This is a genomic window from Chloracidobacterium sp. (assembly GCA_025057975.1).
Taxonomy (GTDB): Bacteria; Acidobacteriota; Blastocatellia; order Chloracidobacteriales; family Chloracidobacteriaceae; genus Chloracidobacterium.
The window spans coordinates 23,599-39,955 of sequence record JANWUV010000015.1 but is presented as its reverse complement, the minus strand read 5'-3'; the positions used below and the strand labels follow the sequence as shown (position 1 = coordinate 39,955).

Annotated in this window: 19 protein-coding genes; 5 read left to right on the top strand and 14 right to left on the bottom strand. The window is 60.6% G+C overall.

All coding sequences use genetic code 11. The annotated features are described in order from the left end of the window. Positions 1-23 precede the first annotated feature (23 nt). The 11 genes from NZ585_12775 to gap form a co-directional block, all read right to left on the bottom strand. Positions 24-242, bottom strand: coding sequence for a hypothetical protein (locus NZ585_12775; GenBank protein ID MCS7080906.1), 219 nt, complete (start codon positions 240-242; stop codon positions 24-26). A gap of 513 nt (positions 243-755) precedes the next feature. After that, positions 756-1,103, bottom strand: coding sequence for a hypothetical protein (locus tag NZ585_12770; protein ID MCS7080905.1), 348 nt, complete (start codon positions 1,101-1,103; stop codon positions 756-758). A gap of 75 nt (positions 1,104-1,178) precedes the next feature. Next, positions 1,179-1,640: a hypothetical protein gene (locus NZ585_12765; GenBank protein MCS7080904.1), complete on the bottom strand. Its 462-nt coding sequence runs from the start codon at positions 1,638-1,640 to the stop codon at positions 1,179-1,181. Between the two features lie 62 nt (positions 1,641-1,702). After that, on the bottom strand, positions 1,703-2,587 hold the full coding sequence (locus NZ585_12760; GenBank protein ID MCS7080903.1) for a radical SAM protein: 885 nt from the start codon (positions 2,585-2,587) through the stop codon (positions 1,703-1,705). Then, positions 2,580-3,452 (bottom strand): radical SAM protein, encoded by an 873-nt coding sequence (locus NZ585_12755; protein MCS7080902.1) that lies wholly within the window; start codon positions 3,450-3,452, stop codon positions 2,580-2,582. Before NZ585_12755 ends, NZ585_12760 begins: the two co-directional genes overlap by 8 nt. 260 nt (positions 3,453-3,712) lie before the next feature. Next, positions 3,713-4,831: a radical SAM protein gene (locus tag NZ585_12750; GenBank protein MCS7080901.1), complete on the bottom strand. Its 1,119-nt coding sequence runs from the start codon at positions 4,829-4,831 to the stop codon at positions 3,713-3,715. Beyond that, positions 4,809-6,608, bottom strand: coding sequence for a hypothetical protein (locus NZ585_12745; protein ID MCS7080900.1), 1,800 nt, complete (start codon positions 6,606-6,608; stop codon positions 4,809-4,811). The genes NZ585_12750 and NZ585_12745 overlap by 23 nt, the downstream gene beginning before the upstream one ends. After that, the gene (locus NZ585_12740; protein ID MCS7080899.1) at positions 6,605-7,852 is read right to left on the bottom strand and encodes a hypothetical protein; all 1,248 of its coding nucleotides are present in this window, start codon (positions 7,850-7,852) and stop codon (positions 6,605-6,607) included. The genes NZ585_12745 and NZ585_12740 overlap by 4 nt, the downstream gene beginning before the upstream one ends. A gap of 183 nt (positions 7,853-8,035) precedes the next feature. Further along, entirely contained in the window at positions 8,036-9,106 is a 1,071-nt protein-coding gene (bchU, locus tag NZ585_12735; protein MCS7080898.1) for a C-20 methyltransferase BchU, read from the bottom strand. A gap of 371 nt (positions 9,107-9,477) precedes the next feature. Then, on the bottom strand, positions 9,478-9,603 hold the full coding sequence (locus tag NZ585_12730; protein ID MCS7080897.1) for a hypothetical protein: 126 nt from the start codon (positions 9,601-9,603) through the stop codon (positions 9,478-9,480). A 244-nt stretch (positions 9,604-9,847) separates the two neighbouring features. Next, entirely contained in the window at positions 9,848-10,861 is a 1,014-nt protein-coding gene (gene gap, locus NZ585_12725) for a type I glyceraldehyde-3-phosphate dehydrogenase (protein MCS7080896.1), read from the bottom strand. A 96-nt stretch (positions 10,862-10,957) separates the two neighbouring features. Between gap and NZ585_12720 the strand changes: the two genes are divergently transcribed. From NZ585_12720 to NZ585_12700, 5 genes are all read left to right on the top strand, one after another. Further along, positions 10,958-11,449 (top strand): hypothetical protein, encoded by a 492-nt coding sequence (locus NZ585_12720; GenBank protein MCS7080895.1) that lies wholly within the window; start codon positions 10,958-10,960, stop codon positions 11,447-11,449. Between the two features lie 59 nt (positions 11,450-11,508). After that, entirely contained in the window at positions 11,509-12,354 is an 846-nt protein-coding gene (locus NZ585_12715) for an oxidoreductase (GenBank protein ID MCS7080894.1), read from the top strand. A gap of 20 nt (positions 12,355-12,374) precedes the next feature. Further along, a complete protein-coding gene (gene efp, locus NZ585_12710; protein ID MCS7080893.1) occupies positions 12,375-12,947 on the top strand; it encodes an elongation factor P in 573 nt (190 codons plus the stop codon). A gap of 147 nt (positions 12,948-13,094) precedes the next feature. Beyond that, on the top strand, positions 13,095-13,679 hold the full coding sequence (locus NZ585_12705; GenBank protein MCS7080892.1) for a Uma2 family endonuclease: 585 nt from the start codon (positions 13,095-13,097) through the stop codon (positions 13,677-13,679). A 119-nt stretch (positions 13,680-13,798) separates the two neighbouring features. Then, positions 13,799-14,011, top strand: coding sequence for a DUF2283 domain-containing protein (locus tag NZ585_12700; GenBank protein ID MCS7080891.1), 213 nt, complete (start codon positions 13,799-13,801; stop codon positions 14,009-14,011). Between the two features lie 136 nt (positions 14,012-14,147). On the opposite strand, the gene NZ585_12695 is transcribed toward NZ585_12700, so the two are convergent. The 3 genes from NZ585_12695 to NZ585_12685 form a co-directional block, all read right to left on the bottom strand. Then, positions 14,148-14,837 (bottom strand): bacteriocin fulvocin C-related protein, encoded by a 690-nt coding sequence (locus NZ585_12695; GenBank protein MCS7080890.1) that lies wholly within the window; start codon positions 14,835-14,837, stop codon positions 14,148-14,150. An 82-nt stretch (positions 14,838-14,919) separates the two neighbouring features. Continuing rightward, entirely contained in the window at positions 14,920-15,990 is a 1,071-nt protein-coding gene (gene cmr6, locus NZ585_12690; GenBank protein MCS7080889.1) for a type III-B CRISPR module RAMP protein Cmr6, read from the bottom strand. Then, complete coding sequence (locus tag NZ585_12685; protein ID MCS7080888.1) at positions 15,959-16,357, bottom strand: type III-B CRISPR module-associated protein Cmr5; 399 nt, start codon at positions 16,355-16,357, stop codon at positions 15,959-15,961. Before NZ585_12685 ends, cmr6 begins: the two co-directional genes overlap by 32 nt.

Genomic DNA, 16,357 nt, shown 5'->3' with positions numbered 1-16,357 from the left:
GCTCAAACGTAACAAGAAACACGCTAGGGGTTTGTGACCACAACCAGCTCCCCGCCATTTCCGGCGTTTGGGTCCATCGAGAAAGCGGTTATCGAAGCGTTATTGAGCTGAAAGAAACCACAAAGGGCATGGCCTGCTTGTCCGGCGCAGATGAATGTCAGTCCACCTTCGGAGCCGATGACCATTTCACTCGCGTTGTCTTTGACCACGACGGCGTTTGCCGTAATCTTCAGTTTTGTCATTCGTGTTACCTCCGAGCCGTTTAAAAGTACCAACTCACGGTTTCCATCTTATCAGGCAATGCCGTAGCTGCCTTCAGTTGGCAAGCTTGCCGGTAAACTTAACGACTATTATCAGACTCAAAACATCCCCCCGACGACTGTTCCCCACTTCCGCCCGCACCGGACAATGCGCTAGCGCTGGCTGGCGGAGGAACGCCGGCTGACGGCACCTGACTCCTGGTGGCATACGACCACTCTATGACTCAAAAGACCCCACGCACGCGGACTTAACAGTCAAGTCTGGATCGAGATGATTGCGAAAGGGTGACCACCGCTCAACCGCCAACCTAGTAGGCCTATATGTCCGCCCCAACGCCCCACCGCCTCCCTAAACCCACCGCCGGCTTTGACGACGCCCAGTTTGCAGCCTTCACACGGCTTCATCCCGACCTGCGCATCGAGCGCGATGCCACCGGAAAACTCATTGTTATGCCCCCGACCGGCTGGAACACAGGACGCCGCAATCAAGAATTGTCACGCCAACTTGGCAACTGGTCTCAACAGGATGGAAGAGGCGTCGCCGTGGATTCCTCGACCGGCTTCAAACTCCCCAATGGCGCTATCCGATCCCCAGACGCCGCTTGGGTACCCCACGAGCGGCTGGCGACGCTGTCCCCGGCCGACCTCGACGGCTTCCCGCCCCTGTGTCCCGATTTCGTCGTCGAACTGCGTCCCCCAAGCGATACACTCGACGAACTCCACGCCAAAATGCGCGAATACCTCGCCAACGGCGCGCGGCTGGGCTGGTTGATTGACCCGTACACGCGAACGGTCTTCGTCTATCGTCCAAACCGCCGCGTCAGTGTTCGAAAAAAACCTCACACGCCTCGCCGCCGACCCCGAACTGCCCGGCTTTATACTCGATCTAGCCAACATCTGGGACTGACCCCTGCACGCCTATTTGGAAACCCACCGCCCGCCGCGCCAGCGATATTCCACGTCGTAGTTTTCATCGTCGCGCGACGCCACCAACCGCTTGACCGGCTCGCCGTTGATGATGGTGATCTTCTCATCCCACTTGCTGTTGCGGTTGAGGTCAATCTTCGCCCGATTCCATCCTTGTCCAGGCGTGTCACAATAGAGGCTGATCTTGTACGGCCGGTTGGGAAAGGCATCCTTGATGCGGTCAGTCGTCGCCGGACGGCGCAAGGCTTCCAACAGGTCGCGATCCACCGGACGCAGGACGTTTTCGTCAGCCGGGATGGGGGACGCTTGCGGCGACGACGGGAGAGACGGCTGTGACGCCGCCGGGCGGCGTGAGCGGGCCGTCGAAAGCAGCCATACGCAGGAGCCGACGACCAGCGCCGACGCCACTACGCCTCCAGCAATAACCAACGCCAGAAACGTCTTGAACTTCATAAATTCCAAGGTCCCCTTCCAAAATTAGACGCCGACGAGAATCAGGCAAACGTAAAGCCGACCTACCGCGCTGGCATGCCCCGCTCAATCGGGACGGTGCAGTTGCAGTAAGCGTATTGACACAGGCGCGCCGCGTCATAGAGCGCAAACGTCCCGTCCAGAAAGTTTCCCAGATACTCGCGCCGGTAGCGCCGCGCCGGATAACACCGCCATGCCGCTCCGCGATCATCGAGCGTAAAGGCGTATGCGCCCGCCCAGCACGGCCGCCCTTTAAACGACGGCGCAATCACACCCAAATCATTGTGTCCGCCAAGCGCCAAAAGTTGGGCGTGCTCTTCCTCCGTGTAATCAATCACGTCCCGGTTCTGCTTTTCCGGCTGGACTTTGAAACGAATCCCTGCTGCCGCAAACCGTCGCGCCAACGCCGGAAGCTCCGGCAAATTGCGCCGCGTTGCTACGCAGGTCACGTTAAACGTCGCCCCCAGCGGCAACTGCGCAGTCACCCGCCGCCCCTTCTCAATAAACGCCGTCAGTTCCGCCTCCGTCGTCACGTACTCACGGTGCAGGCTCGCTGAAAACACGCGCAGCGCCCCACCCGCCGCCGCTAGAAACTGATCGAGCTTTTCTATTGAGGCTGAGAAGTTCGTCACCACACTCACCCAGTGCCCCATCGCGGCCAACGCCGCGACAACCTCCAACAGCGTCGGGTGCAGAAATGGCTCGCCGCCCGAAATTTTGACTTCCCACCGTCCAGGTAACCGCCGAAAGCCCTCCAAAAAACGCGGCGTGTCACGCGCCCAGCGCGTCCGGTCGTCCAGAAACCGCTGTGTGCAGTAGGAACACCGGTAGTTGCACGTCGTGTTGATGTTCCACATCACGACGCCTTCCGCCGGCCGCGGCGGCGCTTCCCACCTTACCGACGCTTCTCCAGATGATGACTCAAGCATTTGGCGGCTTTGCCTCATGACGCTCATCAAGACCTTCAATCATGCCCCGATTAGCCGGCACGGTGCAGGGGCAAATGTCATAACGACACACTTCCGGTCTGTCCGCCAAGCGAAACGTCCCGTCAAGAACGTTCCCCAAGTACCCCTCCCCGTACCGCTTAGCTGTTCGACAGCGAAAAGCGTCACCAAACTGGTCAACGACAAAGTAGGCCGCGCCGGCCCAACAGCGCCGCCCCCTGTATGACGGCGCGATGTTTGCTTCGCGCGCTGTCGGCCGCTCGCCGGTCAGCGCCTTCACAAGCACCGCCTCCGCCGCGTCGTAAGCATAGACGCCGCGCTTGGTCTTCATGACCTGCGGAAAGTACTTTAGCCCGGCGGCCTCGACTTGCGCTCTGACGGCCGCCAGTTCGGCAACCGTTCCCGGCACGAGGACGTTGTTGACGACAAACGCCGTTTCCGGTCGCAGCCAAGACCGGAAGGTTTGCGCTTTGGCGACAAACGCGCCCACCTTGACGTACTCCAAATGCAAACTCGCCGAGAACACCTCCAGCTTGTCGCCGACCAAATCTACAAACCGGCGCAGGACAGGCAAAGGCGCAGAAAAATTCGTCAACACTGACACGCGATGTTGTAGCTTTGCCAGACCCGGAATGACGCGCGTCATAAAACCACGAAACGCGAACGGCTCGCCGCCCGACATCTTGATTTCCCAAACACCTGGCAGCGCAGCGAAAAAACTCAGAAAACGATCCACATCGGCGTCTGACGGGTGACCCTGCCGGTATTGGCGCGACTGAATGCAGTATGAACAGTCATAGTTGCAGACGCCGTTGGTTTGCCATTCAATCGTCGGTCGGGGCGGCATGGCTAGTTCCTCCAAACAATAGCGACTGCTTTGGCGAACTCCTCGAAAAAGGACGAAGGTCTCCAACTCTATCCGACGGGATTGCGTCACCCGCTACGCGAGGCTTTTAGAGTGGGTGGAGCGCGCCTGTTCAGTATTCCAGACCTGCGGTACGCCAACCAGCCTACGGGCTGTCGCCCGCCAACCAAGCTTGGAGGCTACCGCTGCTGCCGGCCCTAAGCCAGCGTTGCGGCGCTGCCTTTCGTCCAAATCCGCGCCCGTCACAGCCGTCGGTGCTCTCTCTTTGCTTCGTTATCAGATGCTCGTCGCCCAGTCAGCGCCAGATACGCTGCTTCTCCGAGCTTCGCCCTGACCTTCGCCGCCAGCTTGACGTTCTGATTGAACTTCCCACACTGCTGACAAGCAGGCGCGTATGTCCCAGCCATCAACTGCGCCCGTAGCGCTTCCCACGACGCTCCAAACCACTGGGTCGAAAACGGCCCCCAGTCCAGATGTCCGACCTGAAGCGTCGTTGCGCAGCAATACAGCAACGCACCCTCGACCGTAACACGCGCGTAGTGCCAACCCATAAAACAACCAACTTCCTCAATTGGTGTCGTCGCTAGGCCGCCGGCCGCGAGCTGCCGTGCAAACACATCAAGATTTGTCGCCACACCCAGCCGCGCCGCCGCCGCCCTTGCCTCCGGCACAAGCCATTTCTGCAATTGCGCCCGCTGCGCTTCCGTCACGGCGCAGGCTTCTGTCCCGCCGCCCAAACTCGCCAACTTGAAGGTCACATGACGCGCGCCATAACGCGCGGCAAACTCAACCATTTCAACCAACTCCGGCGCGGTGTCACGGTTGATGACTTGGACGTGCTTGACCGGCACGCCCAGCACCTGCCACCGCGCCAGCAGCGTCTTCAGCCGCTCAAAATCCTCCGCCCGCAGATTGGGATGAAAGGCCGTGTAGGACGCCGGCGTGACGCCGTTGACCGATACCAGCATGGCGTCCACACCCAGCGCAGCAATGCGGTCGGCGTCAGCCAACAGTGCGTTGGTTAACACTGTCACATGCCAGCCATGCCGCTTACACTCGGCGATAATGTCGTAAATCGCCGGATTAACGAACGGATCGCCCATGCCCGACAAAATCACTGCCTCTACTGACTGCATCCCAGCCAAATCCTGCGCCAGCGCGACAAACCGCTCAAAATCAAACAGCTTTCGCTTCCAAACGGCTGAACGCGGCGTCGTCAACAGCGGCGAGTGATCCCAGCACGTCGTACAGTTGGTGTTGCAGCCGTTAGCCAAGTCAATGTGGACGGTTTGCGGGCCGACAAGCGTTCGCCCTTCGGCAATCCCCTTCCACCGTCGCTTACGCGCCTGCTCGTAAACCATCGCTCACCTCCCGCGCGGCGGCTTCAACCGCCGTCAGCCAGCGCCAGGGATCGCTTTCCGCCCCCGCCGTATGGCGTTCCAGCACGCTTAACGCCCGGTAAAGGCTTTCGCCCGCCGCGCTTGCAGCCGCCAAGAAGCGGATGATGACGCGCACTTGATCATCCGGCGACGCCCGCCGCGACCACGGCAGATGCTGTAGAAATGCGACGCGCCCCCGTGCATCGCCAAAGGGTCGCAACGCCTCCGCCAGCCTTACCCACAAGGCAAAGGCAGCTTCAAGGTCAGCAGCGTCAGCCAGTGTCGGCAGCCGACTGGCAAACTTTAGGAAATCCTCCAGCCCGAAACTTTCCGGCAGCTGCTCCAAAAGCTCAGCTAAGTCGTCGCCGTCGGTGATGGCGGCGGTTAGCGCCCACAAGCGTGCGCACTGTTCGGCGTCCAGCTTCTGCCGTTCCAGCCATTGGCACAGGCGCGGCGTTGCGCGCGCTACCGCCGCATGTAGTTCTTTATGTTTGAGCAGCAGTTGCAGCCCGTACCAGGCGGCCTGCCGCGCTCCCCCCAACGGGACAAACGCCCGCGCTTGCGCCGCCAACTTTACCCGCGTTGCTTCGTCGCGCAGGCAGGCAAACGTTTCGCGCAAGGCCGCCGCGTCCGGTCGCCCATCTGCACCAGCCGGCAACCACAGCGCCGCGCCGGCCGCCGCTGCGCGCGCTGCGCGGGCGGCCTGGTCGTCGGCGATTTTCTCCTGCGCAAACAACGCCGTCGGGACACCCATCGCTAGCAACTCGTACGTTGTATTGAAACCAGCGGCCGACACAGCGGCGTCCAGACCGGCGAAATCCTCGACAGCCAGCGGCTCGGTCAGCCACGTCAGGCGCGGCCCACGTCGTGGCGCGCCGGTGTAGAGCGGCCCTGCGCCAACAACCAGATGCACATCCGGCATTGCTTCAAAAGCGTCAATGAGTGCCATCAGGGTCTGTTCGGCGGCAGGGTCGCCGCCGCCGCCTGCGCTCAGCCACAGGGCAAAGGCGTCGTCGGGAACACCCAGCCGCCGCCGCGCCGTTGTCCGGTCGTGGCAGGCCTCCGGCTCACGCAGCAGAATGGGTGACACATACCGCGTCCGCGCGACCGCCACCGACGACAATGCGCCGCCGTTTGTCGCCTGCCAACCGGCAAGCCCTGCATCTGGTTCAATGCCGCAGGCGTCACTGCCGAAATCGGCTACCTCATCTCGCTCCGCCCCACTAGACGAAGCGACGGACGGAGGAGCGGCAAAATAACTTTCGTTATCAGTCGCTTGTCGGGCCGCCCCCGGCTCTACCACCGTCACAATGCGGTCATAATACGGCAGCCACGCCGCGAAACCCGCCGCGTCAAACCCAGCCTTGACCGCCCGCGACACAAACACCTTGCGCGCCGGTAGGTCGAGCGCCGGGCCAAGCTCGCCGAACGTCCCGCCCGGAAAGGTGTCCACCAGCAGCAGATCGGGGTTGAGCAGGCCCAGGCTGTGCCACACCCACTGCCGGGCGACACGGAGATAGTCCTCTTTCGGCAGCCCAGCCGCGCGGACAACCGTCTTGCTCGGCAGCTTGAATGTCGCAAACCCCTCGCGCAGCGCCAGTTGCCCGGCCTCGGAAGTCGTCAACACGTAGGCGTCCAGCCGCCGGCCGGCGCACAACGCCAGCCGCCGCATCCAACGCAGTACGGCCAGAACGCGCGTCAGGTGGCCGATGCCCGCGCCATTGACGGCGTATGCAACGATGGTCAGCCCCCGCGTCATGACACATCCACCCGATACTCATACTGGTAAGGCGGCTCTGGGCGCTGATACACATAGCCCGGATGCGTCTGCCGGTACTCATAAACTTCGGGGATGAAATCGCCGTCTAGCCGCCCGTCGGTCATAACATCCCACCAGAGCAAGTCGGCGGTGAAGTCATAGCGGTCATACCGGTCATAATAGGCTATGCGGTCATAGTCGCGCCAAAACCGCTCACGCCGCGCCACCAACCGCTCGCGCGGGTCGCGCAACCACGCCTGAGCTTGATAAGGGTCCAAGTACGTCCCGGCGTACTTCGGACGCGAAAATTTGGCGATCTTGCGATCCAACTTGGCGAGTTCCTCTGCCAAGTAACGGCGTTCTTCTTCAATGCGCCGCTCGGCCATGGCTTTGGTGTACACCAACTGCTTTTCCACGCCGTCAAGCCGCTTGATGAGCGATTCGCGCACACGGTCGCCGCCCGCCCACCGAAACAGCTGCTCCCGGTCGGCGAACGCCAAATGTTCGCGCAGCATGCGACGGAAATCCTCCAGCACGAACTTCGGCAGGTCCCCAAGTCGGCGCTGTGCCTCATTGAGTTCGGTGATCAGCCGCCGCACGTCTTGGATTTCACCCTCAATCGTTTCTACAGTCTTTCGGCACGCGGCGCGCCCGCGCAACAAGTTTTCATAGGCGGCGCGAACCTCGGAGAACGCTTTACAGCCAAACTTCTCCGTAATTTCATCGCCGCGTTTCCAATCTTTGTAGTACTGGAGCGTAAACACGCTCTGACGGTAAGCTGGTGTCCGGTAGCCGCGCTGGTACAGGCTGAGGAAATCCGGCTCCTGTTCGTAGCGTTGGAGACCGCTCTCGATGATGGCCAGTTCGTCACGCGCCTGCTTGGCCTTGAGGATCAACTCGCCGGCTGTTGGGTCTAACAGCTCCTGCCGGCGAAGGAAGCGCGGATCAGCTTGAATTTGCGCCGCACGTTGCGCCAGACGGTCGCGTTCACGCCTTAGGTAGGCGTCTAAGTCGAGGTCACGAAAGCGACCGTAGCCAGTGTAGCGTTCAACCGTCGCAAGCGTCGCCTGGTCCAGAGACGGGAGATTGACCTGCGTTAGCTCATCGAGGCTTTTTTCACGAAGCTGCTGTAGCTCTTTTGTCCGCGCTTCATGCCGGACAAACTGCGAAGGCAGCGCCGCCAGCGCCTTACGGAGTTCAGCGCTGCGTTGCCGGGCCAACGAGAGAAATTGGCTGACGTGCACGACGGCCGCCCAAAACGACGAAAGTTACCAAACGTACGCTTTTCAGCCTAACCCGGTACTATGGCGACGGCAAGACCTGACGACGCCGAACCATGCCGCCGAATGCTTCCCTAAAACGGGCTGTTCTCCGAATCAACGGTGCTCTCGACCCAACCCAGCGATCAAGCTGCGCGCCAACGCCAATCATCGTTTGCGCGCTTGGTATAGGACGTGGCCGTGCCGCTCGACCTTGTGGGCGTCGGTGAAGCCAAGCTGTTGAAAGACATCAAAGTACTCGTCCTGCCGCTTGAAGGTCATCATGGCAGGGTCCACACCAACGCTGGTCAGAAAATGCGCCAGATAATCGTAGTTCGCCAGCCCTCGCTCGTCGCGCAGGAGCATATCGGCGATTAGAACCCGTCCACCCGGCGGCAGCGCCGCAGCAGCCCTCCCCAGTAGCAGTCCGCACACCTGCGCATTGAACGGATAGAGAATCCGTGCAAAAAGAACGGCGTCGCAAGCCGGGTATGGGTCACGGTACATGTCGAGCGCCACCGGGATGATGCGGTCGGCGAGGCCATGGGCGGCGACGTTGTCGCGTACGATGTCAAGCGCCGAGGGCAAGTTGATGAGCGTAATCCGCTCGATGTTCGGAAACCGCTTCGCCAGCGCGATGGCGATATCACCGTTGCCGCCGCCCACATCCACCAGATGCGTAACCCCCTCCAAATCGGCTTCCTCGACCAACAAAGCGCGCACAAAGTAGTTGTTGCTTCGGTGGATTTCCTCATAAAAAGCGCTGTCTTCGCGGGTCTTGGGCGGCCACGGCGTCAGCGCCGTAAAATCCATTTCGCCCCGGATGACCTTGGCTAAGTGAATGTGATACCGCTCCATAATCGTGACGGCGTAGCGGACAAACGGCTCCATCGTCAGGTTTTGATTGCCCGAATGAGGTGGGAGGAAAAACTGGCGTGCGAAGGGCGTCAGCGCCAGCCGTCCTTCGGCATCCTTGGCGAGCAAATCCATTTCAACGAGCATGTCGGTAAACTTGACCAACCGATTCAGCCGGCCGCCGGTGGCGGCGGCCAGCGCCTCCACCGACTGCGGCGCATCAGCCAACAGGGTAAACAAACCAAGTTCATATGCGGCCTTGAGAACGAACAAGTCCACTGTTCCACGGTAGGTCATATCGCACGCCCGCAGGTACTGCTCGTACAGCGCGTCGTCGAGAGCAGCCGTCCCAGGTTCAGCCCTCGCTGGAAGCGGATTTGACATAAACAAAAACTCCTTTGCTGGATGAAAAATGCAGTCTGTCGGGCGACGCCCCATCCAACGTACAAAAACGGACGCAGACGCGCTATGTTGGTTTTGTAGAGTGGTGTCAACGAGTGAGTTCCCCACTCGGACGCCTTCCTCAAGGAGGATCAACGCTATGACCGCGATTTTGATTGCCTGCCTGTTTGTCCTAGGCGGCTATGCGGCGCTGTGGGGCATCATTCAGTTCGTTGTCGCCAACACCAAAGACATCGCCGCCAACTAGGCCGAGCCTATCAACAAAAACTGCTTCCTGCGCCCGTCGGAAACCTTCGGCGGGCGCATTTGTTTTTGGCAACCTAACACGTGAAAAGGCACCGCCGAGACCACACCTACCGCTCCAGCAACCGCTCCGGCAACAGCCGCCCTTGCGCGTCCAGCCACACTGATTGCAGCGCTGGCAGCGCGTCCTCTATCCCGCCGACATCCCCTGCGGCAACACTTCCCGGTAAAGTCATTTTCCCCACCTGACGCGGCGTGTGAGGGAAAAGTACGCCTGCTGGTCAATCAGTCACCGCCCTTCCAGCAGGCGCTCCACCGGCGGCAGCCTGTAGTGAATGTCCGGCCGACACGGCCCGCGGCGTTGAAGTAAGGCATACTGGAAAGAATGAAGAATGATGAAAAAAGTGGAGAATGATAAGCCGTGAAAACACTGCCCATTCTTATCTCATTCTCCGCTATGTTTCACTCTTCCCCCCATATTTAGATGCCCTTCTCAGCCATGAACTTGATGAGGTCGCGCACGCGGCAGCTATACCCCCACTCGTTGTCGTACCACGAGAGCACCTTGACTAGATGCCCGCCGATGACGCGCGTAAACGAGCCGTCCACGATGGATGACCGGTCGTCCCCGCGATAATCAATCGAAACCAGCGGCTCTTCTGAATAGCCCAGAATGCCCTTGAGCGCCCCGTCCGCCGCCTCGCGCAACGCCGCGTTGACGCCGGCCTTGTCGGTCGCTTTCGCCACTTGGAACGTCACATCCACGAGCGAGACGTTCGGCGTCGGCACACGCACGGCGATACCGTCAAACTTGCCCTTGAGTTCCGGCATAACGAGTTCCACCGCCTGCGCCGCGCCCGTTTTGGTCGGAATCATCGAAAGCGCCGCCGCCCGCGCCCGCCGCAGGTCTTCATGCGGTAAATCGAGAATCCGCTGGTCGTTTGTGTAGCTGTGTACGGTCGTCATGATGGCTCTCTCGATACCAAACGCCTCGTGAATCACTTTCGCCACCGGCGCAAGACAGTTGGTCGTACAGGAGGCGTTTGAGACCACGTGATGCTGCGCCGGGTCGTAGGCGGACTCATTGACGCCCAGCACGATGGTCAGGTCTTCGTTCTTGGCCGGCGCGGAAATGATGACCTTCTTGACCGTGCCGCGCAAATGCCCAACAGCCTTGTCCTTGTTGGTAAACAACCCGGTGGATTCGATGATGATTTGCGCCCCTGTTGCAGCCCAGTCAATTTCGGCAGGGTTGCGCACCTTAAACACACGAATCGGATGTCCATCCACCGTGATCGTGTCCTCGTCGGGCGCGGCGACCGTGTGGTTGGTAAGATTACCGAGGATGGAGTCGTACTTGAGCAAATGTGCAAGAGTTTTGGAATCCGTCAGGTCGTTGACAGCGACGAACTCAATCTCGCTGTGGCCGAGCGCCGTCCGAAGCACATTGCGACCGATGCGGCCAAACCCGTTAATGCCGACTTTGACTGCCATAAGCGCCTCCGTGTGGGAAAGGAGTGAAAAGGTTGGAAGATCGAGTACGTAACGAAACTAACACATTACAACGCCCAATGCGGCCTGTCGTTCGCTGTGGCATCCGTACGGCTGGAGAAGCGGCGCATGGTCGGTAGTCCAGCGTGGTGGGCGCTGAGTCTCAACGCGGCGACTGCACTCTACATGACCGGCGTCATCTGGCTGGTGCAGCGCGTTCACTACCCGCTGCTGCGCTACGTCGGCGCAGAGAGTTTCGCCGACTACCACCACCGGCACGTCGCGGCGATTTTCCCGGTCGTAGCGCCGCCGATGCTGGTGGAAGGCGTCGCCGCCGTCTGGCTGGTTTTTCAGCCGCCAGTCGGTGTTTCGCGCTGGGTGCTGTGGGGCGGGTTGGCGTGCGTCCTCACAGCGTTCGGCGTCACGGCGTTGGTCTCGATTCCCTGCCACGACCGGCTGGCGGCGCAGGGGTTTGACGGCGCGACGCTGGAGCGCCTGGTGTCCACCAACTGGCTGCGAACACTAGCCTGGACGCTGCATGGTGTCTTGAGCCTTGCGGCGCTCGTGCAGTTTGGTTGCCAAAAGCGATAGCGAGCCGCATATACTCGCCCGGCGTTTTCCATAGCGGGGAACGGCAGGAGTGACAAGACATGAGCGATTCACCACAGACATGGTTTATCACCGGCGTTTCAACGGGCTTTGGATTGGAGCTTTCCAAACTACTTCTTCAACAAGGTCGCATCGTCGCGGGCACAGCGCGCCGCCCGGAAGATTTGGCGGCGTTTGAGGCCCTTGCGCCCGGCCGCGCGCATGCCTTTCGCCTTGACCTGACCGAACCACACACCATCGCGCCGCTAGTCGAACAGGTCATCGAACGGCTTGGTCACGTGGATGTCGTCGTCAACAACGCCGGTTACGGCACGGCCGGCGCGATTGAAGAAGTCACTGACGAGCAAATCCGCCGCCAGATGGAGGTCAACTTCTTTGGTGCGCTAGCCGTGATGCGGGCGTTTCTGCCGCACATGCGCGCGCGACGCCGGGGCTGGATTCTCAATCTATCTTCCATTGCCGGCGTCATCGCCAATCCGGGGTTGGGTCTCTACTGCGCGAGCAAATTCGCGCTCGAAGCCGTTTCCGAAGCCCTTGCGAAGGAAGTCGCGCCGCTCGGCGTCAAGGTCGTCATCATCGAGCCGGGGCCGTTTCGGACGGACTTCGCCGGACGGTCGTTGGCCGTTGCGCCGGTCATCCCAGACTACGAAGCGACGGCTGGCGTGATGCGTCGGTATTTCGCGCAAGCTGACGGCAAGCAGGCCGGCGATCCGGTCAAGGCGGCGCGTGCAATGATTGAACTGGTTGGCATGTCCGACCCGCCGCTGCGCTTGGCGATGGGCAACCGCGCCGTGGACCTCATTCGCAGCAAACTTGAAAGCCAACTGGCCGAGCTGGCTAAGTATGAAGCGTGGGCCCGCTCGCTCGACTACGACGCTTCCGAATAATCCAAGGAGTGCAACCTCCAATGCTTTCGACTTCCGACTTCAAGCGCGGCGCTTACATTTTGGTGGACGGCGAGCCGTATGTCGTCCTTGACTGGACGGTGCAGACGCCCTCGGCGCGCGGCGCGGCGACGCTGGTTCGGACGCGCGTACGGCACGTTCTGACGAACGCCGTGCTGGAAAAAACTTTCAAGTCCGGCGACAAGTTCGATGAGCCGGACGTTGACCAGCGCGAAGTGCAGTTTTTGTACGAGTCCGGCGGTGAGTATTACTTTCTCGACCAAGAAAGCTATGAGCAGTACGCCCTGCCCGCATCGGCGATGGAGAGCGTGAAGCCCTACCTGACTGAAAACGCCCAACTTAAGGCGCTGTTTTACGAGGGCAATCTGATAAGCGTCGAGTTACCACAGTTTTTAGAGTTTGAGGTTGTCGAGACCGAGCCGGGCACGCGGGGCGATACGGCAGCCGGCAAGGTGACAAAGCTAGCCAAGATTTCAACAGGGGCGAGCATCAAAGTGCCGCTGTACATTGAGGCCGGGGAGCGGATCGTTGTGGATACGACGACCGGCGAGTTCGCCCGCCGCGCCAAGTCGTAGCGCAAACCGGCGCGTCGGAGCGCGTTTGGATTCCCTCCGTTTGACCGCCTCCGCCGCGTCGGAGCAACTTTTGTACGGAAAAGCGTCCGCCACCAACCTGAGTCAGTCCGACGCAAGCGCTGCTCAACCGCCAATCCGGTGAACGCCATGTCCGCTCCGGTGACCCACCGCCTTCCCAAATCCGCCGCCGGCTTTGACGACGTGCAGTTTACGGCCTTCACGCGGCTTCATCCCGACCTACGCATTGAGCGCGATGCCACCGGAAAACTCATTGTCATGCCGCCGACCGGATGGAACTCAGGTAAACGCAACGCCAACCTCACGATGCAACTGGCGCAGTGGGCGCAAAGCAATGGGCGCGGCGTCGCCGTGGATTCCTCGACCGGCTTCAAACTCCCCAACGGCGCTATCCGATCCCCAGACGCCGCTTGGGTACCCCACGAGCGGCTGGCGACGCTGTCCCCGGCCGACCTCGACGGCTTCCCGCCTCTGTGTCCCGATTTCGTCGTCGAACTGCGTTCCCCAAGCGATACGCTCGACGAACTCCACGCCAAAATGCGCGAATACCTCGCCAACGGTGCGCGGCTGGGCTGGTTGATTGACCCGTACACGCGAACGGTCTTCGTCTATCGTCCAAACCGCCGCGTCAGTGTTCGAAAAAACCTCACACGCCTCGCCGCCGACCCCGAACTGCCCGGCTTTACGTTGGATCTCGCCGGCATCTGGGAGTGAATGTGCGCAGTCCTACTTGTCAGAGGCTGAAAGCGTAACGAACCTGCACCTGCCGTACTACCGCTGTATTACCGTTGTTGGTACGGAGGTACTACCGTTGTAGAAGGAAGGCGTTTGATATGGCTCAAGTAAAAATCTTTTATGACGAAGTAGGCAATACGCTGACGGTCTGGTTTGGCGACTCCGCCGAGGAGTATGTGGTGGAAGAGACAGGCCAAGAGGTTGTGTTGATGAAGGACAAAAACGGCCACGTGATTGGCTTTGAAAAGCTCAACTTTTCCAAGGTCAAGCCGAACCGCCTTCAGATTGCCTTTGAGACCATGGCCGCCTGAGTGCTTCCCAGACGCCGCTTTCCGGCGTGGCAGTTTCTTTTATCCAGCTTCATGACGAGAAAAGCTTGGGAAGCTATCCGGCGCGTCAAGCCGCGCCGTGACAAAGCGGCGTCAAGCCGCCGCACTCCAAACCGTCCTAGTTGATTGAGCACAGCCCGTCGCAGGTCTGCGTACCGCCGGGGCCGCAACTGTTATAAGGACTGCACTTATCACTGTCTCCACAACTCGTTGACATCCCACCGCAGTTCGCAGCCCGCCCGACGTAGGTGCGGCAGTTACAACCGGCCGCCGACTGCAACCTTGGGTCGGGGCGCATTGAGAAAAGCCCGCGCTGTTGCCCACCAACGGACGGTTCCTCGCCGTAAAACACAAAGGCGAACAGCGTTGGTTCAAACGCTTGGCGAAAGCCTTCGATGGGAGCCGTAAAGCCTCGAATGTCGGCGAACGGCTTGTACAACTCCGCCGACATCAGTTCATCGGCTTTACTAACGCAGGCCTGCTGTTGCGGCGTGAGCGGCAGCGACGCGAGGCAGTATCGGAAGTGTCCTTTCCAAATGGCCGCTTTGGTTTCCGGCGTCAATCGCACATAGACCTCGCGGCGCAGTTCCAGCGGCAACCCCATATAGTTTTCGTAGGGCTTTCCCGCTTTACCTTCTTCGATATGCAACGCCATGCCGTCAATCATGGCGAGCAGCGACTTGACGCGCTCATCCGGTGTGACGGTATGCGTTTCAGTTCGTTTCCACGGCGCGCAAGCCGGCCAAAAGCATATCGCCCCGCTCAGGAGCGCCACACATAAGCCTTTCTTGAACCGGCGTCGCACCATATTCAACCTCCGTAGGCTTCAACTGGTTAATCGGAAATGGTAGCCGCCCAAGCTTGACAAACCGTACTACACCGTCGCGCCATTACGATGATTTCCCGTAACGGTCACAGTAGGCCAAAATCTCCTGAAACCACGGCTGCTTTTTAGCGCCTTTCCAACTTCGCGCCTTCTCAACAATTACCTGCGCCGCCTTCAACTTCCCCGGCGAACCGTCCGGCAATGCTGACCAGCCTTCGGATTTCTTCTGCAGTTGACTAGCGACTTCGTTAGGTCGTAGGCTGTTCACAGCCTCGATGATCTTCTCAGCCGCTTCCAGCGATGGGTCGGGCGGCGGTTCGGGCTTTTTCCCCAGCGTCATCCGCCCGTAGCCGGCCGTCGTCTTCGCCCCAACGCCCATCTCCGCCAACGCGCCGTCCAACAACTCAAACGCGGCGTCCACCCACTTTTCCGGGCCGGCCAACGCGATGAGAAACTTCCCTGTCGCCGTCAAAAACGGCACGACCGTCGGCGAGTCCCAATCCGCCGGCGGCGCATGCTCGCCGCGATAGTACGCCGCGTGGTGCACCGACATGACATCCGCCGCCAGCGGACCACGGGCGCTGTCCGGCATCCAGAGCGCGTCAAAGAACGTCACATAGCCCATCGCCGGCGCTTTGTCCGTCATCGAGCCGAACATGACGCGGTGCGCTGCGCCCTGCGCCTGTGCCTGCGTCAACTTCCTCCACTCGTCGGACGCCAACCGTTGATGCGCATAAGCCGACGCCAACCCCTTGAGCGCGCTGCCGGGAATGACCGGCACGCCGTACGTCCGGTGCAGATGAATGCTTGTCTCCGTCGCGCTCTCCGCGCCCAGACCGACAATGAGCCGCCCCGTGACTTCCGCCTCGCGTATCTGCGCCCCAAACGCTTCCAGTTGCGCCCGCCATCGCGTGAAAAATTCCGCATAAAGCGCCGGCGACTTCATTGCGGCGACTTCTTTGACCAGCGCCGTACGCGGCTGGTCGCCCGCCTCCGTCGCCGCGCCAGTACCGCCGCCCTCTTCGGCTCTTTGGGCGGACAGAAATCGGTCAAACCACAGACCCGAATGCGTACATCCGGCGGCGACCAGATTGCGCAGCGCCTTACGCCGACTCTCCAGCATCTTCCCGCTCATCGTCGAAACCCTCCGTTCCGCTCACATTCAGAACCGACTGGGCAAACCGCTTGTACCAAACCAGCGCGGCCAGCGTCCGGCGCGTCAGGCTAAGGTAGGTCATTACGTTTGACTCCCGAATCTCACGCCCAAAGGCGTTCCACTCACGAAAGCCGAGCGTTTCCGCCAAATCCTTGAGTAGTTGTTTACCTTCCGCCTTGCCGCGCGCCTCGACAAAGGCCGTCGCCTGCGCCAGCCCGGCCGTCCGAATGAGCGCCGGCAGCTTGAGCGCCAACACGCCGTACCGCTTATGATCGAGCTTGGCCTCCCTGAGCGCGGTGATGCGCTCGTACGCATGCCGCGCGTAGCGTTGATCACGAGTCTGCAT